General features: G+C 64.5%; 14 protein-coding genes. 3 read left to right on the top strand and 11 right to left on the bottom strand.

The window, feature by feature from the left end; translation table 11 throughout:
• Window positions 1-72: 72 nt before the first annotated feature.
• Complete coding sequence (locus tag VQ044_RS08590; protein WP_327625050.1) at window positions 73-1,383, top strand: MFS transporter; 1,311 nt, start codon at window positions 73-75, stop codon at window positions 1,381-1,383.
• A gap of 51 nt (window positions 1,384-1,434) precedes the next feature.
• Here the strand turns inward: VQ044_RS08590 and VQ044_RS08585 are convergent, their stop codons facing one another.
• The 3 genes from VQ044_RS08585 to VQ044_RS08575 all read right to left on the bottom strand — a co-directional run bounded on the left by VQ044_RS08585 (window position 1,435) and on the right by VQ044_RS08575 (window position 6,860).
• Window positions 1,435-3,423, bottom strand: a complete 1,989-nt coding sequence (locus VQ044_RS08585) for a PhoX family protein (RefSeq protein ID WP_327625110.1) — start codon at window positions 3,421-3,423, stop codon at window positions 1,435-1,437.
• A 109-nt stretch (window positions 3,424-3,532) separates the two neighbouring features.
• Window positions 3,533-4,477, bottom strand: a complete 945-nt coding sequence (locus VQ044_RS08580; RefSeq protein ID WP_327625111.1) for a DMT family transporter — start codon at window positions 4,475-4,477, stop codon at window positions 3,533-3,535.
• 82 nt (window positions 4,478-4,559) lie between these two features.
• Complete coding sequence (locus tag VQ044_RS08575) at window positions 4,560-6,860, bottom strand: xanthine dehydrogenase family protein molybdopterin-binding subunit (protein WP_327625112.1); 2,301 nt, start codon at window positions 6,858-6,860, stop codon at window positions 4,560-4,562.
• Between the two features lie 228 nt (window positions 6,861-7,088).
• Here VQ044_RS08575 and pepN point away from each other — a divergent pair, with 228 nt between their 5' ends.
• Both pepN and VQ044_RS08565 read left to right on the top strand, forming a co-directional pair.
• A complete protein-coding gene (gene pepN, locus VQ044_RS08570) occupies window positions 7,089-9,737 on the top strand; it encodes an aminopeptidase N (RefSeq protein WP_327625113.1) in 2,649 nt (882 codons plus the stop codon).
• A 132-nt stretch (window positions 9,738-9,869) separates the two neighbouring features.
• A complete protein-coding gene (locus VQ044_RS08565) occupies window positions 9,870-12,233 on the top strand; it encodes a PAS domain-containing sensor histidine kinase (RefSeq protein ID WP_327646545.1) in 2,364 nt (787 codons plus the stop codon).
• Between the two features lie 25 nt (window positions 12,234-12,258).
• Here VQ044_RS08565 and VQ044_RS08560 read toward each other — a convergent pair whose 3' ends face one another.
• The 8 genes from VQ044_RS08560 to ccmI form a co-directional block, all read right to left on the bottom strand.
• The gene (locus VQ044_RS08560; protein ID WP_327646543.1) at window positions 12,259-15,261 is read right to left on the bottom strand and encodes a bifunctional [glutamine synthetase] adenylyltransferase/[glutamine synthetase]-adenylyl-L-tyrosine phosphorylase; all 3,003 of its coding nucleotides are present in this window, start codon (window positions 15,259-15,261) and stop codon (window positions 12,259-12,261) included.
• Window positions 15,248-16,660: a sensor histidine kinase gene (locus tag VQ044_RS08555; protein WP_327625116.1), complete on the bottom strand. Its 1,413-nt coding sequence runs from the start codon at window positions 16,658-16,660 to the stop codon at window positions 15,248-15,250. The genes VQ044_RS08560 and VQ044_RS08555 overlap by 14 nt, the downstream gene beginning before the upstream one ends.
• A 22-nt stretch (window positions 16,661-16,682) precedes the next feature.
• Window positions 16,683-17,399, bottom strand: a complete 717-nt coding sequence (locus VQ044_RS08550; RefSeq protein WP_327625117.1) for a response regulator transcription factor — start codon at window positions 17,397-17,399, stop codon at window positions 16,683-16,685.
• Window positions 17,400-17,541: 142 nt separating this feature from the next.
• Entirely contained in the window at window positions 17,542-19,062 is a 1,521-nt protein-coding gene (locus VQ044_RS08545; RefSeq protein WP_327646541.1) for a Do family serine endopeptidase, read from the bottom strand.
• 187 nt (window positions 19,063-19,249) lie between these two features.
• Window positions 19,250-19,744 carry a cytochrome c-type biogenesis protein gene (locus VQ044_RS08540; RefSeq protein WP_327646539.1) on the bottom strand — a complete coding sequence of 165 codons (495 nt, stop codon included), beginning with the start codon at window positions 19,742-19,744 and terminating at the stop codon, window positions 19,250-19,252.
• Between the two features lie 3 nt (window positions 19,745-19,747).
• Entirely contained in the window at window positions 19,748-21,733 is a 1,986-nt protein-coding gene (locus VQ044_RS08535) for a heme lyase CcmF/NrfE family subunit (protein WP_327646538.1), read from the bottom strand.
• On the bottom strand, window positions 21,730-22,227 hold the full coding sequence (gene ccmE / locus VQ044_RS08530; RefSeq protein ID WP_327625121.1) for a cytochrome c maturation protein CcmE: 498 nt from the start codon (window positions 22,225-22,227) through the stop codon (window positions 21,730-21,732). Before ccmE ends, VQ044_RS08535 begins: the two co-directional genes overlap by 4 nt.
• On the bottom strand, window positions 22,224-23,720 hold the full coding sequence (ccmI, locus tag VQ044_RS08525; protein ID WP_327646537.1) for a c-type cytochrome biogenesis protein CcmI: 1,497 nt from the start codon (window positions 23,718-23,720) through the stop codon (window positions 22,224-22,226). The genes ccmE and ccmI overlap by 4 nt, the downstream gene beginning before the upstream one ends.
• Window positions 23,721-23,738: the final 18 nt, after the last annotated feature.

Raw genomic sequence — 23,738 nt, 5'->3', positions numbered from 1 at the left:
TGGACAAATGTCGCAAATGGCACTCGCCAAATCACCTCCAGAAGCCTAGCTGTCCGGCCAAAGCGCGACGCCGTGCCGACACGCAAAGCCAAGGCCAATCCCATGCCCGTGCCCGTCCAGATCCTGCCGATCGTCTCGCTGCTTCTCTCGACCTTCTTTCTGATGGCGGGCGCGGGTTTGATGGGCATCCTCCTGCCGGTTCGCGGCTCGATCGAGGGCTGGTCGAGCTATCAAATCGGCGCTTTCGGCACCAGTTACGCCATCGCCTTCACGCTCGGCTGCTTCGTGATGCCGCTGATCGTGCGCCGGGCCGGGCATGTGCGGACCTTCTCGAGTCTCGCCGCGTTGCTGGCGATCTCGGTACTCTTATGCGCAATCTTCCTCGATCCAATCGCCTGGATCTTCTTTCGCGCCCTCGCCGGCTTTGCCTTGGCCGGCACCTACATGGTCGTCGAAAGCTGGCTTAACGAGCGCGTCACCAACGAGACCCGAGGGACGATCTTTTCGGTCTATATGATCGTCACCATGGCGGCGATGATGGGCGGTCAATACGTCATGCCATTGAGCCGACCCGAACTCGCCATTCCTTTCATGCTCTGCGCCATTTTGTTCGCACTGGCGGTGATCCCGACGGCCATGTCGCAGGCCCCCTCCCCGAAGCCACTGACCACCGTGAAAATCGATCTGCGTCTGATCTTCCGCAATTCGCCGGTGGCTTTCATCGGTGTGTTATTGGCTGGCGTTCTTTCCGGCGCATGGAACAATATGGCGCCGGTGTTCGGCCAGAAGGCCGGTCTTTCCACGACGGAGATCGCCACTCTCGTCGTCGCGGCGATGGCTGGCGGCATCGTGTTCCAGGTGCCGCTCGGACGTATCTCGGACATGGTCGACCGGCGTTATGTCATGTCCGCCGCCGGGCTGATCGGCGTCGCGGGTGCAACGGCGGGCGTGTACGTCGCAGACGCCGGGGCCATCGCGCTTTTCGTCGTCGCCTTCGTCCTCGGCGGCATCATCTACCCGACCTATTCGCTCGCCGTTGCCCACGCCAACGACTACGCCGCCGACGAGGACTTCGTGAAGATCTCCAGTGGCCTGCTCATCCTCTATGGGATCGGGACGATGATCGGACCGCTCTACGCCGCCTATCTCATGGAGACCTTCGGCCCGCGGGGCATCTTCCAGTCGATCGGAACGGCTGCGGCACTCTATGCCGCCTATGCGTTCTATCGCACTTTCCGGCGGGTCTCGCTGCCGGCCGACGAGCGGGCCGACTTCCAGACGACGCCGCTCGCCCGCACGCAGACTCCGACGAGCTTTGCGCTCGACCCGCGCGCCGAGGCGCCACAGGAATTCGACGAAGCCGAGCCCTTGCCCGTCAAATGAAAAGGGCGGCCCCTGCGAGCCGCCCCCATTCAACCTTGGCGAAATACGCGATTAGGCGATCTTGCCGCCGCCCTGCTTGGTGATAGCGATCAGCGACGGGCGCACCGGCATGTCGTCCTTGAAGTCGGGCCAGCGGGTCGAGGGATCCTCATAGTAGGACGGACGGCCAAAGCCCTCCCAGTCCTCGCCGCCATCCGCCGGATGCTGGACCGCAACGAAGGCGGTCTGCATGTCGGGCAACAGCAGCGGCCCGCACATTTCCGCGCCGATCGGCACCCGGAAGAACAGCTTCGACGTACCGCGCGCCTCGCCCTCGGTATCGACGGCGAACAAGCCGTCGGTGCGCCCGGTTTTCTTCGGCGACATGCCGTCGGTCGCGACCCACAACCGGCCCTCGCTGTCGATCGCGCAATTGTCCGGCATGCCGAACCAGCCGTTCTTGGTCGTCTCGGTGGAGAACGTCGCGCCAACCTCGGCGACGGACGGATCGCCGCATTTGAGAAGGATTTCCCATTTGCCCGTCGTCGCGGCGAAATCTCCCCCGTCCTCGGCGATCTCGATGATGTGGCCGAAGGCATTGTCGACCCGCGGATTGGCCGGATTCGGCTCCTCGCGCTTGGTGTTGTTGGTCAACATGACGTAGACGCGGCCATTGGAGCCATTGGGCTGGATGTCCTCCGGGCGATCCATCTTGGTCGCCTCGAGCAGATCGGCGGCCAAGCGGGTTTCGACGAGCACGTCCGCCTGGCTTTCGAAGCCGTTCTCGGCCGTGAGCGGTCCCTCGCCAAAGGTCAGCGGCAGCCAGGCCACCGTTCCGTCCTCGGCGAACTTTGCGACATAGAGCGTGCCCTCCGCCAGCAGATCCATGTTGGCAGCGCGATCGTCGGCGTTGTAGGTGCCCACGGTGACGAATTTGTAGACATAGTCGAAGCGCTCGTCGTCGCCGAGATAGAAGACGACGCGGCCGTCCCCGTTGACGATCGACTCCGCGCCCTCATGCTTGAACCGCCCCATCGCGGTCCGCTTCTTCGGCACCGAGTTCGGATCCTCCACGTCGACCTCGACGATCCAGCCGAAGCGGTTCGGCTCGTTCGGCTCCTTGGAAACGTCGAAGCGGTCGTGGAACTTGCCCCACGCATAGGTCGCGTCCGGCACGCCGTAGCGCTCGTAGTTCCTGGCCTCGCGGTGATCCGCGGCCAATTCGCCCATGAAATAACCGTGAAAGTTTTCCTCGGCCATCACGTAGGTGCCCCAGGGAGTGACACCGCCGGCGCAGTTGTTGAACGTGCCGAAAACCTTGCGGCCAGTCGGGTCGGCGTTGGTCTGCATGCGCGGATCGCCGGCCGCGGGGCCGGTGAGTTCCATCTCGGTTTCGGCGGTGACCCGGCGGTTGTTCGCGCCGTCCTTCACCACCTGCCACTTGCCGCCCTCCTTGCGGATTTCGACGACCGAGCCGCCATGCGCGGCCATTTCGACATTGACCTGGTTTTCGTCGGCTTCGGCTACGACGAGCTTGTCGCCGTCCACCGTAACGATCCCCGGGAACATGAGATGATCGTTGGTGTATTCGTGATTGACGACCAACAGGCCGTGCTCGGACGAGCCGTCGATCGGGACGTAGCCGACATAATCGTTGTTGTAGCCAAATTGCCGATTCTGGGCGTCCGGCGTCTGGGCCGTCGGATCGAACTCGGGCGAGTCAGGAAAGATCCCGTCGCCCCAGCGCAGCAGCACGTCGGCATCGTAGCCCTCGGCGACATGGTGGGTTTCGTCGACGCCAGCTTCGACTTCGGTGAAGTCGAAGCGCGATCCCGATGCGCTCTGCGCCTTCGCTTCGTCGGCGGCGACAAGCGCTAGGGGGCTCACCGTCGCGGCGATAGCCGTCGCGGCCAACGAGCCGCGCAGAAAGTCACGACGTGAGAAGCGCGCGGCAATGATCTCGCCCATCGTGCGATTGTCGGTCGGATTATGACCCTCGCCCGCCGCGTCCTCAAGCTGCGTGGTCCGGAAGACCGTGCCGTTTCCAACATGTTCGTTCATCGAATGACCCCTTTATTGAAAGGTTAAGAACAATCCATCTTGCAATGGTTCTGCTCTCACCTAAAGGGCCAATGTCACGATGCGATGACGGTGCGCTGTCGGCGCTCTCTCAACCGCTGGGCGGCGTCACCCGCCGGGCCTTCGAGCGCTCGATACCCAGTTGATGCTCCCGCCAGATGATGAAGATGCCGGCGGAAATGACGATGGCAGCGCCGGCGAGCGTCGTCGAACTCGCGGCCTCATCGAAGGCGAAATAGCCGATAGCGATGGCTAGCAGCATCGAAGTGTATTCGAACGGCGCGATGGTCGAGGTATCGGCGAAGCGGTAGGCCGAGGTCAGCAGCAACTGCCCCACGCCGCCGCACAGCCCCGCCAGGACCAACAGCACCGCCTGTTCCCATGTCGGCAGCACCCACCCGAAGAAGATCGAGAAAAGCGCGATGCCGGACGACGTCAGCGAGAAATAGACCACGATCGTCGCGGTCTTCTCCGTGCGGACGAGTCGGCGGATCTGGATCATCGCGACGGCCGCCACCGCAGCCGAAATCACGGCCGCGATAATGCCGATCGCCTCCGCACCGTCGACGGCGTCGCCGCCAAGGGTCAGCTTCGGCAACGTCACCACCACGATGCCGACCAGACCGATCAGTGCCGCGGTCCAGCGATAGAGGCGCACGACCTCCTTGAGGAAGACGGCGGCGAAGACGACCGTGAGCAGCGGCGCGCCATAGGTGATGGTGATCCACTCGGGATAGGGCAGTCGGGTCAGCGCGTAAAAACCGAGCCCCATCGAGGTGACGCCGATCAGCCCCCGGCCGATATGGGCGGGCAGATTGTCGGTCTTGAGCGCCGTCTTCAGATCGCCGAGCCAGGCGAGATAGAGCACCACCGGAACCAAGGCGAAGAACGAGCGGAAGAATACGATCTCGCCGGCCGGGATGCCATCGCCGCCCGCCTTGATCAAAGTCTGCATGGCGACGAACACCACGACCGACAGGCATTTCAGAAGAATGCCGCGCATCGGCGACTCGGCGGATGCCGGCCGACTGTCCATCCTCTCCCCTCTCCTGCCTCAATTTCGCTGTCGGCGCGGACGCACCCGGCCGGTCGTTGTGTCGCTTCCCTCTGCGGAGTCCTTAGCGAGCCGCCTGCAACGCCTCCCAAACCCGCAACGGCGTTGCCGGCATGTCGATATGGTCGACGCCGGCGGGCCGCAACGCATCGGCGACCGCGTTCATCACCGCGGGGGCGGCGCCGATAGTACCGGCCTCGCCTGCGCCCTTGATGCCGAGCGCGTTGGTCGTCGACGGGACGTTCCGGGTCTTGAAGGCAAAGAACGGCAGGTCCCAGGCACGCGGCATGGCATAGTCCATGAAACTTGCGGTGACGAGCTGACCGTCCTCGTCATAGACCGCGTTTTCGAGCAGGGCCTGGCCGATGCCTTGCGCGACACCGCCGTGGATCTGGCCGGCGAGCAGCATCGGATTCACCGTCACCCCGAAATCGTCGACGATCGTGTAGGCGAGGATTTCGATCGTCCCGGTCTCCGGATCGATTTCGACCTCGCAGATATGGGTGCCGTTCGGATAGGTCGCCTCGTCCTGCTTGAACTCCCCGACGGCCTTGCGGTCCTCGGCCGACGGGGCAGCCGCCGCGATGGCGGCGAAATCAATCGAACGGTCGGTGCCGACGATCCGGGCGGTTCCGCCGTCGAGCTCGATATCGCCGATCGATGCCTCCAATTCGTTCGCCGCCAGCTTCTTGATCTTGTCCGCCAGGGTCTGGCTCGCCCGCCGCACCGACACCGCGCCGAGCGGGATCGACCGCGAGCCGCCGGTTCCGCCGCCGGTCGGCGTGTCGTCGGTATCGCCCTGTTTCACGTCGATCAGATCGTAGTCGAGATTCAGCGCCTCGGCGACGAACTGGGCGTAGGCCGTGGCATGGCCCTGCCCGTTGGACTGCGTGCCGATCTTCAGTTCGATGCGCCCCGCCGGGGTCAATTCGGCATAGGCCGGCTCGGAGCCGGCGAAGGCGCAGGCTTCGACATAGGTGGCCATTCCGATGCCGCGAAGCTTGCCTTGTTCCTTGGCGCTCTCCCGGCGCGCTTCGAACTCCTGCCAGCCCGACTGCCGCATCGCCTCGGCGAGATGGCCCTGGAAGTCGCCGGTGTCGTACATGCGGCCGACCGCCGTCGTATAAGGAAGCTGGTCGGGGCGGATGAAGTTCTTCCGCCGGATTTCCTCACGGGCCAGCCCCATGTCGCGCGCGCATCGATCGACCAACCGTTCGATCAGATAGGACGCCTCCGGACGCCCGGCGCCGCGATAGGCATCGATGGGAACGGTGTTGGTGTAGACCAGGTGGCAATCGACATTGACCGCCTCGATATCATAGAGGCCTGGCGCCATCGACATGCCGAGATAGGGAATGAACGGCCCGTTCTGCGACAGATACGCCCCCATATTGGCGTAGAGGTCGATGTCGAGAGCGAGAAAGCGCCCGTCCTCGTCCATCGCCATGCGTGCCGTAACGACATTGTCGCGGCCATGCGCGTCGGAGACGAAATGCTCGCCGCGGTCACCGGTCCATTTGACCGGGCGGCCGAGGCGCTTGGCCGCCACCAGCACCAGAACGTGTTCGCGGTACAGAAACGCCTTGGTCCCGAAACCGCCGCCGACGTCCTTGGTCACGACCCGCACCTTCGACGGGTCGACCTTGAGCACTTTCTTGGCCAGCACCGACTGAATACCGTGAACGCCCTGGCTGCCGGTCGTCAAAATCCAGCGGTCCTCGTCCTGCGACCACTCTCCAAGGGCGGAGCGAAGTTCCATATAATTGCAGACGAGACGGTTTTGACGGAGCGTGATCTCAGTCACCCGGGGCGCGTTCGCGAACGCCTCCTCGGTCCGCTGCTTGTCCCCCATGTTGAGATGGCCGCCGATGTTCCCGTCACTGTCCGGCCATACCGGCGCCGCGCCGTTCGCCGTCGCCGTTTCGATATCGGCAACGACCGGCAGGGGCTCATAGTCGACGACGAGGAGCTCGACGGCGTCCGCCGCCTGGGTCGCCGATTCGGCGACTACGAAGGCCACCGCATCGCCGACATGCCGAACGACATCGCGGCAGAGCACCGGAATGTCGCGGGCCGAGACCTTGCTGCCGTCCGGCTGTTCCAGCAATGCCTGACAGGGCACATCGCCGAGTTCAGCGACGTCCGCATGGGTCAGCACCAGATGCACGCCCGGCGCGGAACGGACGGCTTCGACATCCGTGATCGTGAAATTCGCGTGAGCATGTGGCGAGCGCACCACCACGGCATGCAGGATGCCGGGCCGGGTTTCGTCGTCCGTGTAACATCCCCTCCCCCGGATGAAGGCGTCGTCCTCCTTCCGCAGGGCCGAAGCGCCAAGGCCGAATTTCGGGGTCATCACGTTCATGGGAACAAGCTCCTGGACGGGGATGCGCTGCCGTTGCGGTTCGGCGCGCGAGTAGGGACGAGGCCACAACCGGCGTTTCGAACGCCTCACTTATTGCGTCGAACCACTTCCGTCGAGGGTCGACACCATCCCGAATGCCGGCGCTCGGCCGACCGACGACGCCATCGGTCGGTTGGCAATTCGTCCGCTTGGGGTTACCTCCCGCTGCAATACGAAAGGAACCGCCCTATGCTTCGCACCGACGACGGTCAGACCATCAAGCTCGAAGACTACCGTGCAACGGACTTCGTCCTGCATTCGGTGGCGATGACGATACGGCTGTTCGAGCGTCGCGCCGATATCGACACGACGCTCGAGCTTGAACGGCGCGAGGGAGCCGACGCCGCCGCCCCGCTGGTCCTCGACGGCGACGAATTGACGCTGACGGGACTGGCACTGGATGGCACGCCGCTGGATGGCGACCGGTACGAGGCGTCTCCCGGGCGGCTGGAAATCACCGGTCTGCCGTCTGGCGGACGCTTTACGCTCGACGTCGCGACGTCGCTTGTGCCGGAAAACAATACGAAACTGATGGGGCTTTACCGGTCCAACGGCATCTGGTGCACCCAATGCGAGGCCGAGGGCTTCCGCCGCATCACCTACTTCCTCGATCGCCCGGACGTGCTGGCGCCTTACACGGTCAGAATCGAGGCGGACCGGGTGGTCGCTCCCATTTTGCTGTCGAACGGCAACCCGGCGGAGACGGGCACCCTTCCCGACAATCGGCATTTCGCCGTCTGGGACGATCCTTTCAACAAGCCGTCCTATCTTTTCGCCATAGTCGCCGGCGATCTCGACTCGATCCACGAGCGATTTACCACCGCGAGCGGCAAACCCGTCAGCCTCGGCATCTACACGGAAAAGGGCCGCGCCGCGCAGGCTGGCTACGCCATGGATGCGCTACGGCGGTCCATGATCTGGGACGAACGGCGCTTCGGCCGCGAATACGATTTGGACGTCTTCAACATCGTGGCGATCGCCGATTTCAACATGGGCGCGATGGAGAACAAGGGTCTCAACGTCTTCAATCACAAATATGTCCTGCTCGACCCCGAGACGGCGACGGACACCGATTATGCCGGCGTGGAAACGGTCATAGCGCACGAATATTTCCACAACTGGACCGGCAATCGGATCACCTGCCGCGACTGGTTCCAGCTCTGCCTGAAGGAAGGGCTGACAGTCTATCGGGACCAGGAATTCAGTGCCGACGAACGATCGGCCACGGTTCAGCGCATCAGCTCCGTGCGGCGGCTGAAGGCGCATCAGTTTCCCGAGGACCAGGGACCGCTGCAACATCCCGTCCGGCCGACGGAATATCGCGAGATCAACAACTTCTACACGGCGACGGTCTACGACAAGGGCGCCGAACTGGTCCGGATGATCGCGACGATCCTTGGCCGCGACGGTTTTCGAACGGGCATGGACCTTTACTTCGACCGCCACGACGGCGACGCCGCGACGATCGAGGACTTCATCGCCTGTTTCGAGGCCGCGACCGGCGAGGACCTGTCCCACCTTGCGCGATGGTATGGCCAGGCGGGAACGCCCACCCTCACCGTCACGGAGGATTACGACGCGGCGACCGAGCGTCTGACGGTCGGTTTCAAGCAGACGCTCCAGCAAGGCACCGCAGCCACCGGAACCGCGCCGGTGCATATTCCGATTCGCTTCGGCCTCGTCGGCTCCAACGGACAGGACAAGGATGCCGCACCGGTGTCCGGCGCGGCTTTGCGAGGCGATGTCATTCATCTGACCGAGGCTGAAGACAGCGTCGTCTTCGAAGATCTGAGCGAGCGCCCGTATCTGTCCGTGCTCCGGGACTTTTCGGCACCGGTGACGCTCGATCACGCCCAGAGCGAGGCCGACCGCCTTGCCCTCGCCCGTCTCGACCCGAACCTGTTCAACCGCTGGCGCATCCTCAACGATCTCGTCGGCGCGGCGCTGACCAAGGCGAGCCGGGGTCCATCCCAGGCGGCCCAGGCCCCGCTGGCACCCGAGATCATCGATGCCATCCTCGGCTCGGCCGGTGACGAAAGCCTGGAAGCGGCATTCCGCGCCCAGGCGCTTGCCCTGCCCGGCGAGGCCGAAATCGCCCGCATGCTTGCGGAGAATGTCGATCCCGACGCCGTTCACGCCGTCGTCGAGGTGGCCCGACGCGACGTGGGCAAGCGCGGCGCTTCGCTGTTCGCCCGTCTCCATGGCGACCGGCAAACCGGCACGGCTTTCTCCCCTGATGCCGTGAGCGTGGGAAGGCGGGCTCTCGCCAATGCCGCGCTCGGCTATCTCGCCACCGCGACCGGGGATTGCGGCCCGGCGGAAGACCAGTATGCGGCGGCCGGAAACATGACCGACCGCCTCGCCGCCCTGACAGTCCTGGTACATCGCTTTCCCGACACGCCGGCCTCCACGTCTGCGCTGAGCGATTTCTACGCCCGCTTCGAGCAGGATGGTCTCGTCATCGACAAATGGTTTGCGATCCAGGCGACGATCCCGAGCCCGAGGGCGGTCGAGATTGTCGCCGACCTCGCCTCGCATCCAGTGTTTTCCCTGAAGAACCCGAACCGCGTCCGGGCGCTTGTCGGTACGTTCGCGGCAGCGAACCAGCTGGCGTTCCACCGTCCCGATGGCGCCGGATACCGCTGGGTTGCCGGGCAACTGGTGGAGATCGACCGCCTGAACCCGCAGGTCGCGGCCCGGATCGCGACCACTTTCCGCTCCTGGCGAAGCCTGGAGCCCGCTCGCCGCGACAAGGCGAGTGCGACATTGCGGCAACTGCTTGAACTTAAAGACATCTCGACCGACCTGCGAGATATCTTGGGACGATCTTTGCGATAGGCGATCTGTTCATTGACTCCATAATCTTGTCGCAATTCAGCTCTGGACAAGGTGATTCGCCTCTGATCAATTGGCGGTGATTCGGATGTGCGGCATACTGAATCGTTGAGATGCGGTTACGAGGGGTTAAGCATGAGAGCGGACGCGTCAAACGCGCCGGCCGGGGGACTATTGTCCCGATTCGAGGCTTTGCTGACCGCCAAGACGGAGATCGCCGGGCACGCCAAGATGCTGGCGGGTCCGACCTACGAGAAACTCCTGCGCTCCGAAAAGGCGCTCCGCCGGGCCATTCCCATCCTGATCATTCTGTTTCTGGCGATCGCCGCGATCGCGCGCTTTGCGTCGCTCGTCGAAGAGCGTTTCGCATTGGAGGAAGCCGCACTGCGCGATCTCCAGATCGCCACGACGCTGATGCGGGCGGAAAGCCTGGTCGCCTATGCGTCGGATCCGAAGATGGCGGACGCGGACGCGCTGTTGACCAGTGCGGTTCCGGCCGCACTGATCCAGCAGGGACGCTTTGCCGTCGTCAGTAATGCCAGTGGGCTGATCACCGCGGTCATGCCGGGCTACGAACACCTCCTCGGCGATGATCTGATGCTCTTGCTGGACGAGTCGCAGGCGCTACTGATGTTCGGGCAGCGCGCGGGCGTGCAGCATACGCGGTTCCAGGGCGAGGCCGCCTTTGTCGCCAGCGCGACCCTGGCCGGCGGTCATGGCACCGTCACCTTCATCCAGCCCGACGTCGACCTGCTTGCCGATTGGCGCAGCGCGGTCTCGTTGAACGTCACGCTGTTCGCCTTCACCAGCATCATCATGCTGGTCATTCTCTACGCTTATTTCCGCCAGGCGACGCGCGCCCAGGACGCCGACGCTCTGTATCTGGAGACCCATCAGAAGGTCGACACCGCCTTGTCGCGCGGCCAGTGCGGCCTTTGGGACTGGGACATCGCCCGCGGGCGAATGTACTGGTCACGCTCGATGTACGAAATGCTCGGCCTGCAACCGACGGACAGTGTCCTTGCCTTCGGTGATGTCGCGCCACTGCTCCATCCCGACGACGGCAACCTGCTCGATGTCGCCCGGTGCGTCGCCGCCGGAAAGATCACCAGCCTCGATCACAACTTCCGCATGCGCCGCAGCGATGGCGCTTATGTCTGGCTCCGTGCGCGTGCCCAGGTGACGCGCACCGGCGAGAACGAGGTCCATCTGATCGGCATCGCGCTTGACGTCAGCGAGCAACAGGAACTCGCCCGCCTCACCGACGAAGCCAACAAGCAGCTTAACAGCGCGATCGAGAACATCTCGGAAACCTTTGTCCTGTGCGACAACCGCAACCGTCTTGTCCTCTGCAATTCCAAATACCGCCAGACCTTCGGCCTCACCGAGGCGGACGTCGCGCGCGGGACGCCGCTCGACGCGGTCATTGCCAAGGCCCGCAAGCCGATCAATAGCCACACGGTCACCAGCCCGGCATTCGCCGAGGGCGAGCGTGCCTCGGAGGCGCTGCTTGCCGACGGCCGCTGGCTGCTTCTGTCGGAGCGACGCACCGCTGATGGCGGATTCGTCTCAATCGGCACCGACGTGACGCAGCTCAAACTGCACCAGGCGCGCCTGTCGGACTCCGAGCGACGCCTGATGGCGGTCATCGACGATTTGTCGATTGCGCGGCGGGACGCGGAGAAGAAGGCCGTCCAGCTGACCCATCTGAATCGAAATTACGCCGTCGAAAAAGAGCGCGCTGAGGGCGCCTCGCGCGCCAAGACGACCTTCCTCGCCAATATGTCGCATGAGCTGCGAACGCCGCTCAACGCCATTCTCGGATTCTCCGAGATCATGCGCCAGGGGACCTTCGGCCCGATCGGCTGCGAAAAATACGGCGAATATACCGAAGACATCCATCAGAGCGGCCACTATTTGTTGCGGCTCATCGACGACATCCTCGACATGGCCAAGATCGAGGCAGGGCGCCTCGTCCTCTCTCCCGAGGAAATCGACATCGCGGAAATCGTCGCGGAGGCCACCAAGATCATCGAGGTCCAGGCCGAACAGAAGACGATCCGCTTCGAGGGGAGCGCCCCGGACCAGTTGTCGTTCCAGTCCGACCGCCGGGCAACCAAGCAGATCCTTCTCAATCTCTTGTCCAACGCGGTCAAATTCACCGACCCGGGCGGTACGGTCCGGCTGAGAGTGCGGGCCGTGAACGACGCTGCGCTGATCACCATCTCCGACACCGGCATGGGCATTCCCCAAGCCGCGCTAGCCAGCCTCTGTCGACCGTTCGAGCAGATCGAGAACGAATTGACCCGTAGCAACAAGGGGACCGGGCTCGGCCTCGCCATCGCCCGGTCTCTCGTCGAGCTTCAAGGTGGCCGTATGCGGATCAGTTCATGCGTCGACGTGGGAACTGTCGTGGCGATCCGCCTTCCGATCGCCCCGCCAAACGCAGCCCATGCGGCGGTAACGCAAATCGAGGCGGCCGAAACATTGGACGCCTGACCGCCAAGTCGCCCTGCTTCCGCGCTCAAGCCCGGCGAAACCCCGGGCCGGCCGCCTCTACTTGCGGCTCTTTGGAATCCGCAACGGGCAACAGCGCATCGAAAACCGCTCGGACGGCGGTCGCCGTCTCCGCCAGAAGCGGCTCCAGCCCATCCGTCCCGTCAGTCTCGAGCGCCCGAACCAAGCGGTCGGCAAGCCCCGGCGGCAGATCCTCCACTCCCTGGACGCCGCCTGGCCCGAGCCGCAGGATCTGGATGACGCAGGTGTAGCGGCGCATGGCGGCCGCCAGATCGCACCTTGCCTCAACACCGGCGGCCAGATCGGCCGCATCGAGGACGTCCGCCGTCGGCGCACCGACAAGGTCGAGATCGGCGCGACCGCTCAGCAATGCCCACTGCGCCAGAAATTCCAGATCGATGAGGCCGCCCGGTCGCAGCTTAAGGTCGAGCGCCCCCTTCGCCGGCTTGTCGCGTTCGATGCGCCGGCGCATGTCGCCGACGTCACGGGTCGTCGTCGCCTCGTCACGGGGTTGGCAAAGGATATCGCGAATGGTTCGGGTCACCTCCGCGCAAAGCTCCGGATCACCGGCGATCGGCCGGGAGCGCGTCAGCGCCATCCGTTCCCAGGTCCATGCCTCGTCCAGCTGGTAGCGGCGAAACGAGTCGATGCGGGTTGCCAGCGGCCCCATATTGCCTGAAGGGCGCAGCCGGAAATCGACCTCGTAAAGCACACCCTCACGCATCGGGATCGTCAGCGCCGCAATCAAGCGTTGCGTGAGACGGGCAAAATAAAGACCTGACGTTAAAGGCTTTTCGCCGTCGGATTCTTCGGCCTCTTCATCGTGGTCATAAAGCAGGATCAGGTCGACATCCGAGCCCGCCGTCAACTCGCGACTGCCGAGCCGGCCCATACCGAGCAGGGCGATTTTCGCACCAGCGACATGACCATGACGCACGGCAAAGGCTTCCGTGACCGCGTCCAACGTCGCCTCCAGCACCACGTCGGCGATGTTCGAGAAGGCTAGTCCTGCCCCACCGACATCGACCACGCCGCTGAGCAACCGCGCCCCGACCAGGAACCGCTGTTCCGACGCGAAAATCCGCAGTCGGGCAAGCACGTCCTCGTAGCCGTCGGCCTCGGTCAGGAACATCGCCAGACGTTCGGACATCAGGTCGCGGTCCGGTACCTCGTCGAAAAAGGCCGGATCGAGCAGCGCATCGAAGACGTGCGGACGCGCGGCGATCGTGTCGCGCAGCGCCGGCGCCGACGTGATGATGAGGGCGAGAAGGTCGAGGACGCGCGGATTGGAGGCGATCAGCGAAAAGAACTGAATCCCCGACGGCAGTCCCGCCAGGAACGTGTCGAAGGCGGCGATGGCGCCATCGGGGTCTTTCGCACCCGAAAACGCCTTCAACAGCATCGGCAGAACCTTGGTCAGGCGTTCCCGCGCGGTCTCCGAACGGGTTGCGCGATAGCGTCCGTAGCCCCAGGAACGTACAATTCTCGCGACGTCCTCGGGACGGGAAAAACCGAGTTCTCGCAATCGGGCGAGTGCTTCTGGATCGTCCTCGCTGGCCAGCAGTGCCTTGAATCCCGCTTCCTCGATCGCACTGGTTTCGCGGTCGCGTCCGTCGCTGAACAGCCGCGTGTAGCGCCGGTCGACTCGGCTGAGCCGTTCCAGCAGCGCCTTCGAGAACGCCGCGCGATCCTCAAATCCGGCGAGACGGGCGATGCGTTCGACCCCCTCCTCATCCTCCGGCAAGGTATGGCTCTGCTCGTCGGCCACCATCTGGATGCAGTGCTCGATGCGGCGAAGAAACCAGTAGTCCGAGACCAGTTCGGCCTCCGTCTCCTCCACGATCCAGCTCCCGGCGGCGAGCTCGGCGAGCGCCTTGTCGGTGCGGCGCTGGCGCAGCCTGGGTGCGCGGCCACCGGCGATCAGTTGCTGGGCCTGAACGAAGAACTCGACCTCCCGGATGCCACCGCGCCCAAGCTTCACATTGTGCCCAGCAACGCCGATGTCGTCGAAGCCGCGATGTCGATCGATGCGCGTCTTCATCGCCTGGATGTCGGCGATCGCCGCGAAGTCGAGATATTTCCGCCAGACGAAGGGCGTCAGTTCCTGAAGGAACGCCTCTCCCGCCGCGCGGTCGCCCGCCACCGGCCGCGCCTTGACCATCGCGGCGCGCTCCCAATTGCGCCCGCTGCCCTCGTAATAGGTGAGCGCCGTGTCGACCGAGATCGCCAGCGGCATCGCCCCCGGATCGGGCCGCAGCCGCAGGTCGGTGCGAAACACATAGCCGTCGGCCGTGCTCTCGCCGACGATCCGCACCAACCGACGCACCAATTTGGACAGCGTGTCGACCGCTTCCGTGGGGTCGGCGCAGATGCCGGCCGATTCCTCGAAGAAGACGATGAGGTCCACGTCGCTCGAATAATTGAGCTCGCCCCCGCCGAGTTTGCCCATGCCGAGCACGAACAACCCGCACCCCGTCTCCGGGTCCTCCGGATGCGGCAGCACGAGCTTGCCGGCGCGGTGCGCGTCGGCAAGACAGAAACGCAAGGCCGCGCCGATCGCGGCCTCGGCGAGATCGGACAAATCGGCGGTGGTCTCGGCGGGCGTCGCGGCACCGAACAGATCCCGCAAGGCGATCAGCAGCGAGACCTCGCGCTTGATCAGCCGAAGCTCCCTCATTAGCGCGCTTTCGCCCTGATCCGTCGCGGGCAGTTTTCGCAACGGGGCGATCCGCTCGGCGATGCGCTGCTTCGCGTCCTGGTCGAACAACGCCTCCAGCCACTCGGGATGCTGCTGCATCTGGGTGTTCAGATAGGATGAGAGGTCGAGCACGGCCCCAAGACGTTCGGCCTCCGGGCCACCTTCTGTCAGGAACGCCACGAGCCTTGGGCACTCCCCCGCCGCGGCCGCCGCTTTCAGATCGGCGAGCCACGCCGCCGCCTTGTCCGGGTCTAGCGGCGCCAATCGGTGGCCGCCGCCGATCCCGAGACCTCTTGCCTCATCCTTCGCCATCCAGAAGCGTCTTTCCGTCGAGAGGGAACTCCAGGATCACTGTAAGGCCCGGAGCGGCATCCTCAAGCGTCAACGTTCCGCCATGCACACGGGCGATGGCCTGAACCAGCGACAGACCGAGCCCGGAGCCCGGCAGCGAGCGGCTCTGGTCGAGACGATAGAAGCGCTCCAGCACCCGTTGGCGCTGCTCGGCGGGGATGCCGGGACCATTGTCCGAAACCACCAACCGGCACAGCCCCCCGTTCTCCGCGAGCCGGATCGCGATCACCGTGCCGCCGTCGCCGGTTGCGTATTTCAGTGCGTTGTCGAGAAGATTGGACAGCGCCTGGGCGATCAGCTCCCTGCTGACCGAGGCGATCACTGGTGCGGCCGCGTCAATGACGAGGCGGGCGCCGGCCTCTTCGGCCAGTGGCTCGTAGAGTTCACCGACATCGGCGACGATCGTGGCGATATCGACCCGATCCTTGAGAACCGGATGCGAGCCGGCCTCGACCCGCGAGATCATCAAGAGCGCGTCGAAAGTGCGGATCATCTGGTCCGCCTCGGCGATCGTGCCTTCCAGCGCCTCGCGCGGATCGCCCTCACCGGACGCCGTCGTCAATGCCGCCTCGGCGCGGTTGCGCAACCGCGTCAGCGGCGTCTTGAGATCATGCGCGATATTGTCGGAGACCTGCCGGAGCCCTTCCTGCAACAGGGCAACCCGCGCCAGCAGCGTATTGAGGTTTTCCGATAATCGATCGAACTCGTCGCCCGCGCCGGTCACCGGCAGCCGCTCGGTCAGATCGCCGGCCAGGATGCGGGCGCTCGACGCCGACATGCGGTCCAGCCGCTGCAAGGCGCGGCGACCGACCAGGAGCCAGGCGAACAGCGCGCCGGCACCCATCAGCGCCAGCGCCAGGATCAACGCGCTGCGGACGATCTGGCGAAAGCGTTCCTGTTCGGTCTGGTCGCGTCCGACAAGCACGCGCATGCCGTTCGGCAGGCTGACGACCTCGGCGAGAGCGAGATGATAGCGATCGTCGGCATTCTCGGCGAAACGCTCATACGCGAAGACCTTTTCGGTGAAGCCTGCTTCGTCGAGGACGCCGGCCTGAAGGTTCTCGACATTGCCGGCGATGATCCGGCCGGTCGCGTCGGTGACCAGATAGAGCGAAGCCCCCGGTTGGCGGGCCCGCCGGTCAACGGTCCGCACGAGGCCGATGATACCGGTGGTACGGTAGACCTGCGCAAGGTCGCTGAGTTCCTCGGAAATCGCCACGCGGCTCTGGCTCTCCAGAATTCCTGACGCCGTGGCTGTGACATAGAAGACGAGAACGACAGCGAAGACGGCGAAAAGCAGCAGGTAGACAGCCGACATGCGAACGGCCGTCATGCGCATCAGCGCCTTCAGTCGCTCCATGCCCCGAAACCTCTTACCTATTCTATTCGCCGGTCCGCATGATGTAGCCGGAACCACGAACGGTATGCAGCAGCGGGGAATCGAAGTCCCGCTCGATCTTCGAGCGCAGCCGCGAGATATGGACGTCGATGACGTTGGTCTGCGGGTCGAAATGATAGTCCCAGACGTTTTCCAGAAGCATGGTGCGGGTAACGACCTGGTTGGCGTGTTTCATCAGATATTCGAGCAGACGAAACTCGCGCGGCTGGAGCACCACCACCTTGCCGGCGCGCCGGACTTCGTGGGAAAGGCGGTCGAGTTCGAGATCGCCGACGCGGTAGCTGGTCTCGACGTCCTTACCGCCGCGGCGCCGGCCGAGCACCTCGACCCGGGCCAGCAGTTCGGAAAAGGCGAAGGGCTTGGCCAGATAATCGTCGCCCCCGGCCCTCAGCCCGGTAACCCGGTCGTCGACTTGGCCCAGCGCCGAGAGGATCAGCGCCGGCGTCCCGTCGCCCTTTTCGCGCAGCCCGGATATCACCGAGAGGCCATCACGCTCCGGCAACATGCGATCGACGATCAACACGTCGTAGGTGCGGGTGTCGGCCATATGGAAGCCGGTCTCGCCATCGCCGGCATGGTCGGCCACATGACCGGCCTCGCGCAGCGCCTTGACCAGATACGCCGCCGCCTCGCGGTCGTCTTCGATGATCAGGATGCGCATGGATTCGGTCGATGTTCCAAGGGCCGTGGAAGAGGACATGATCGGCTCCCTTATCTGATCCATTTTGCGCAAAAGAAAAGCGGCGAAGGTGCAAAGGCAACTCATTGCGAGCTGCCCGCCCCTTCGCCACCCATCGGGAACCGGCCGGCGACCGGGGAAGGTTACCGACCCGGAGCAGGGATCAGCCCTTGTCGATCGGCAACGCCACGAAGCGGTTCTGGTCGCCGTTCTTCAGCTGGAAGAGCGCAGCCTTGCGGCCGTTCTTCGAGGCATCCGCAAGCGCGGCCTGCACCTCCTTCTGGCTCGCAACGCTCTTGCCGTTCACCGCGATGATGACATCGCCCGCTTCGACGCCCTTGTCGGCCGCCGATGAGTCCGGATCGACATCGGTCACGACCACGCCCTTGCCGTCCTCGGACGGCGTCAGCGTCAACCCGTAACCGGACAAGGAGGACGGATCGACCGGAGCCTTGCGACTGCTGGATTCTTCAGCCGACGACGCCTCGTCCAGGCTTGCGAGATTACCGAGCGTGACCGAAATGTCCTGCGCCTTGCCGGCACGCCAGACGGTGATGCCGACCTTGGTGTCCGGCTTGTAGTTGCCGATCTTGCGAGCCAGCTCACGCGGGCCATCCACCGTCTCGCCATCGACCGCGGTGATCACGTCGCCGGTCGCGACCCCGGCCTTCGACGCCGGCGTTTCCGTCTCCGGCAAGGTAACGATCGCGCCCTTTTCGTCGGCGAGCCCAACTGCTTCGGCGATATCGTCCGTCACCGAGGCGATCTGGACGCCCAGCCAACCGCGTTCGACATTGCCGCCGTCGCGCAGAGAAGCGACGACGTCCTTGGCGACCGAGGCTGGAATCGCGAAGGCGATGCCGACATTGCCGCCGGACGGCGAGAAGATCGCCGTGTTGACGCCGATGACCTTGCCGTCGAGGCCGAAGGCCGGACCGCCGGAATTACCCCGGTTTACCGCCGCGTCGATCTGCAGGAAGTCGTCATAGGGGCCGGCGCCGATGTCGCGGCCGCGCGCCGAGACGATGCCGGCCGTAACCGAGCCGCCGAGGCCGAACGGATTGCCGACGGCCACGACCCAGTCGCCGATGCGAACCGCCTCGTCATCGCCGAACTCGACATAGGTGAACTTCTTGTCGTCCCGGTCCACCTTGAGCAGCGCGAGATCGGTGCGCTTGTCGGTGCCGATCAGCCGGGCGTCGTATTCGGTGCCGTTGTCCATGACGATCGTGTATTTGCTACCGTCGCCGACAACATGGTTGTTGGTGACCAGGTAGCCGTCATCGGAGATGAAGAAGCCGGAACCCTGGCCCATCGACTGACGCGGCTGGCGGCGCGGGCGCATGCCCTCCGGCATGCCGTTCTGGCCGGGGATGTCGAAAAAGCGGCGGAGCGGGTGATCCTCCGGCAGATTGTCGAACGGGCTGGCCATGTCCTGACCGTCGGCAACCGCGGGTGAGATGTTCTGCGTGACCCGCACCGAAACCACCGCCGGAGAAACCTTTTCGACCACGTCGGCGAAGCCGAAATTCTGGGTCGGCGCCTCGACCTGCACCGGCTGGGCAAAAACCGGAACAACGTTTGTTACAACGCCTCCGGAGAATGCCAGGCCGGCGACGCCGGCGGCCAGCGCACCGGCGATCAGACCGCCACGCTTGGTCTTGCTCTTCGTCTCGTTCCGCATCGAAAACCCTTTCGCTAGGTTGTTCAAATCCCAGGCGAACCGGCGTTCACGCCGATCTCGCCATCGATGCGACCAGAGATAGGGTGCCCGAGGTTACAGGAGCTTTTCGGCTGCGTGAAATCTTCGTAAGGTTGCGAAGAGACGAGGAACGCAGGTGAGCACGGTCGCCCTGTTCGCCGTCCTGAGCCTACCGCCGCGCCTTGACGACGTCGGCGATGGCGGCTTCCTCTTCGGCCGAAAGCTTCGGCGGCGTGCCGCTTTCACTCCGACGGGCGCGCAGGGCCATCAGAGCGAATCCGATGCCGCCGAGCAGCAGGATGATCGGCGCGCCCCAGAGCGCCAGCGTCGCCCAATCGAAGCGCGGCTTGAGCAGAACGAATTCACCGTAACGCGACACCAGATAATCGAGGACTTCGTCGTTGGTATCACCGGCGACAAGGCGCTCGCGGACCAGAAGACGCAGGTCTTTGGCAAGATCGGCATCGGAATCGTCGATCGACTGGTTCTGGCAGACCAGGCAGCGCAAACCGGAGGAAAGTTCCCGCGCCCGGGCTTCGAGCACCGGATCGCTCAAGACCTCGTCGGGATTGACGGCGAAGGCGGGCCCGACCGTCAACCCGCCCGGCAGCAGAATGGCGAGCAAGGCGAAGACCGAAAGCAGATATCGAAAGCGCCTAATCATGGCTCAGACCTTCGCCATCACGGCCGTTCGCTTCCGGCTGCGCGCCGGCGCGCCAACCCGCAGCCGCCGATCTGCCAGCGAGATCACCCCACCCAGAGCCATCAGGACCGAGCCGATCCAGATCAGCGTGATAAACGGCTTGTACCAGATGCGCACGACGGTCGAACTGCCGTCGTCGGCCGGGTCGCCCAGCGCGATGTAGAGCTGAGAGAACCAGCGGGTGCGGATGCCGGCTTCGGTCGTAGGCGCCTGCCGTGCCGGATAGAAGCGCTTGCCGCTTTCCAGCGTGCCGGCGTCGCGACCGTCGCGGCTCAGCGCGAACGTGCCGACCTGTTCCTCGAAATTCGGCCCCTGACGCGGCGCGATGCCCTCGTATCGCAGCGTGTAGCCACCGACATCCACGCTGTCGCCGGGAGCCATCGAAAGCACGTCCTCGGTCTCGAAGGACGAGACCGTGACGACGCCGAGCACCAGAACGCCGACGCCGAAATGAGCGAGAACCGTGCCGAACGCCGAGCGCGGCAGACCCCTCAGGCGTGACAGTCCCTTGCGCCAGCCCACCTTGGCGAAGTTGGCCCGGCCGTAGAGATCCGTCAGGCTGCCGACCAGCAGCCAAACCGCGAGGCCGAATCCGAGTGCCGCCAGAATCTTCGTTCCGGAGGTCACCGCGACGGCCACGATTACCGTGAACATCACCGCGCCGATGGCGAAATAAAGCCGCTGCGCGGCGGCGAGGAGATCGCCCCGCTTCCAAGCCAGCAATGGCCCGAACGGAAGCGCAAACAAAAGCGGCACCATCAGCGGCCCGAAGGTCAGATCGAAGAACGGCGCCCCGACCGAGATTTTCTCGCCGGTGATAACCTCGAGCACCAGCGGATAGAGCGTGCCGATCAACACGGTCGCCGCCGCTGTGGTGAGAAACAAATTGTTGAAGACCAGCGCGCCCTCGCGGCTGATCGGCGCGAATAACCCACCCGACTCCAGTGTTGAGGCCCGTATCGCGAACAGCGCCAGCGACCCGCCGATAAACAGACAGAGGATCATCAGGATGAAGATGCCGCGCTCCGGGTCCGTGGCGAAGGCATGCACCGACGTCAGCACACCCGAGCGCACCAGGAACGTCCCCAGCAGCGACAGCGAGAAGGTCAGGATCGCCAGGAGGATTGTCCAGATCTTCAGCGCCGAGCGCTTCTCCATGACCACGGCGGAATGCAGCAGCGCCGTGCCCGACAGCCAGGGCATGAAGGAGGCGTTCTCGACCGGGTCCCAGAACCACCAACCGCCCCAGCCCAGCTCATAATAGGCCCAGTAAGAGCCCATCGCGATGCCGGCGGTGAGAAAGATCCAGGCAACCAGCGTCCAGGGCCGCACCCAGCGTGCCCAGGCAGCGTCGATCCGCCCGTCGATCAGCGCAGCGACGGCGAAGGAGAAGGCGATCGAGAAGCCGACGTAACCGAGATACAAAAGCGGCGGATGGATCGCGAGGCCGATATCCTGAAGGATCGGGTTGAGATCCCGCCCCTCCATCGGAGCCGGCGCGAGGCGAGCGAAGGGGTTGGAGGTAAACAGGATGAACAGGAGGAAAGCGCTGGTGATCCACGCCTGCACGGAGAGGACGTTCGCCTTGAGGGTAGCCGGCAGATCCCGTCCGAACAGGGCGACAAGCGCTCCAAAAAACGCCAGGATCATCACCCAGAGCAGCATCGAGCCCTCGTGATTGCCCCACACGCCGGTGACCTTGTAGAGCATCGGCTTCAGCGAATGGGAATTCTCGAAGACGTTGGCGACCGAGAAGTCCGAGGTCACATAGGCGGTCGTCAGGGCCGAAAACGATATGGCGAGGAGCACGAACCCGCCGGTGGCGGTGATGGTCCCCGTCTCCATCAGCCGGGCATCGCCCGTCCGCGCGCCGATGACTGGCAAGAGCGACTGGACGAGCGACAGCGACAGCGACAGGATCAGCGCGTAGAGGCCGATTTCGACGATCATGAGCTCGCTCCGGTTGCCGTCGGTGTCTGTGCCGGCTCCGTATCGGACTTGACGACGCCCGTGCCCTCTTCCCACAAGCCACGCGCCTTCAGGTCGTCGACGACTTCCTTCGGCATGTAGTTCTCGTCGTGCTTGGCCAGGACCGTATCCGCAACGAAGACGTTGTCCGGTCCGAGCGTGCCTTCGGTGACGACGCCCTGCCCCTCACGGAAAAGGTCTGGCAGAAGCCCGGTATAGGTCACCGGCACGCTCTCGATCGTGTCGGTGACCCGAAATGTCACTTTCTGCGAACCGCCGCGCACGACCGACCCCTCTTCGACGAGGCCACCCAGCCGGATACGCTGCGAAGGCGCCGGTGCACTGGCGACGATGTCGGTGGGTGAATTGAAGAACGCCACCGAATCCGACAGCGCGGTCAGGACGAGGCCGGCCGCCGCGCCGATAACGAGGAGGATGGCCGCGATGGAAGTGAGCCGTTTCGCTTTCCGTGTCATTGGGTCTGTGTCGCCTCCGCTTCCGCCAGGCCGAGTTCCTGTCCGAGAGCGGCGATTTCCCGGCCCGCGGCAGTGTCCGCCTCAAAATGTTGAAACGCCGTCCGCAGCGCATCGCTCGCCTTGTCCGTCTCGCCCAAGACCTTATAGGAGCGAATCAACCGCTTCCACCCTTCCACGTCCCGCGGGTTGGATTCCAGCCGGCTTGCCAGTTGCGAGACCATTCCCTGGATCATCGCCTGCCGGTCGTCCGCAGACATTTCGGAGGCGGCGGCCACATCCGCCTCGCTCGGCCGAGGTGGTGCGGATCGCGCCGTTTCCGCCGGCGTCAGCCCCAATTCCTCGCCAAGCGCGGTGATCTCCCTGCCAGCCGCGGATTCGGGCGCGAAGGCATCGGAGGCGGTCGTCAAAGCCTGAGCCGCTTTCTCGCTGTCTCCCAGAACCGTGTAGGACCGGATCAAGCGTTTCCATCCTTCGAGATCGTCCGGGTTTGATTCCAGCCGGGCTGCCAGCTGCGAGACCATACCCTTGATCATAGCCTGACGGTCATCGACCGACATTTCGGAGGCGGCGACCATGTCGGCTTCGCTCGGCCCCGGCGCTTTCGGATCGGAGTTCTTCACGACGGCGGTTGACGGCGCATCGGTGCCGGTCTTTTGGCGCGCGTCGGCAAGCGCTGCGTCGGCGATCTGCATCCAGGGCGCGTCTTTGGGGCTGATGTCGATGAGCTTCGCCCAAGCCGCCTCGGCCTTGGCGTAATCACCCTCCTGGGAGAGATCGAGCGCCAGGAAGAAATGCGCCGGCAAATAATCGCCATTGATGGTGAGCGCCTGCGCGAACGCCGCCTTCGCATCGTCCGTCACTTCGCCGTCGGCAGCCCGCGTCAACGCCTCGCCGAGGCCGCTCAGGCGGGACGCCGTCGGCTCGAGCAGACGAATGGCGTTCCGGAACGCGATGGCGGCGGCATCCGGACGGTCCAACCGCAGATAGATCGGCGCAAGCACATCCCAGCCGCGACCATCGTTTGGATTGGAACGAAGCTGCGCCTCGGCGGTGGCGACGAGGCCCTCGATATCCGTGCCGGGCACCGGTAACGGTGCTTGCCGCGTGGCGAGCGGCATATCCCGCAGGCCAGGCACCCCAAATTTCATGTAAAGAGCCGCCGAGCCAAGCGGTACAGCGATCACGACAACGCCGATCGCGGCAACGACGCCCGGACGCACCCAGCCTGCTGCGCCGCCATCGCCGCTGCCCTTCACGCCGCCGGCCGCCTTCAGCAATCGGCGGCCGATCTCCGCCCGCGCAGTTTCCGCCTCACCGGCGGCGATAGAGCCCCGCTCGACATCGGCGTCCAGTTCACGAAGCTGCGCGGCATAAACTTCGACGTCGTGGTCGGCACGCGTGGCCGCCTCATCCGGGGAGGCGCGAAACAAGGGCCAGAGTGCCGCCAAAGTCGCGGCAATGGTCATGCCAGCTGCGATAATCCAGAACGCCATGACACCCTTACACCGAAC

Source organism: Aurantimonas sp. C2-5-R2 (assembly GCF_036549495.1).
In the GTDB taxonomy this organism is placed as follows: domain Bacteria; phylum Pseudomonadota; class Alphaproteobacteria; order Rhizobiales; family Rhizobiaceae; genus Aurantimonas; species Aurantimonas coralicida_A.
The sequence above is the reverse complement of the archived record's forward strand: the minus strand, read 5'-3'. Positions and strand labels throughout refer to the sequence as shown.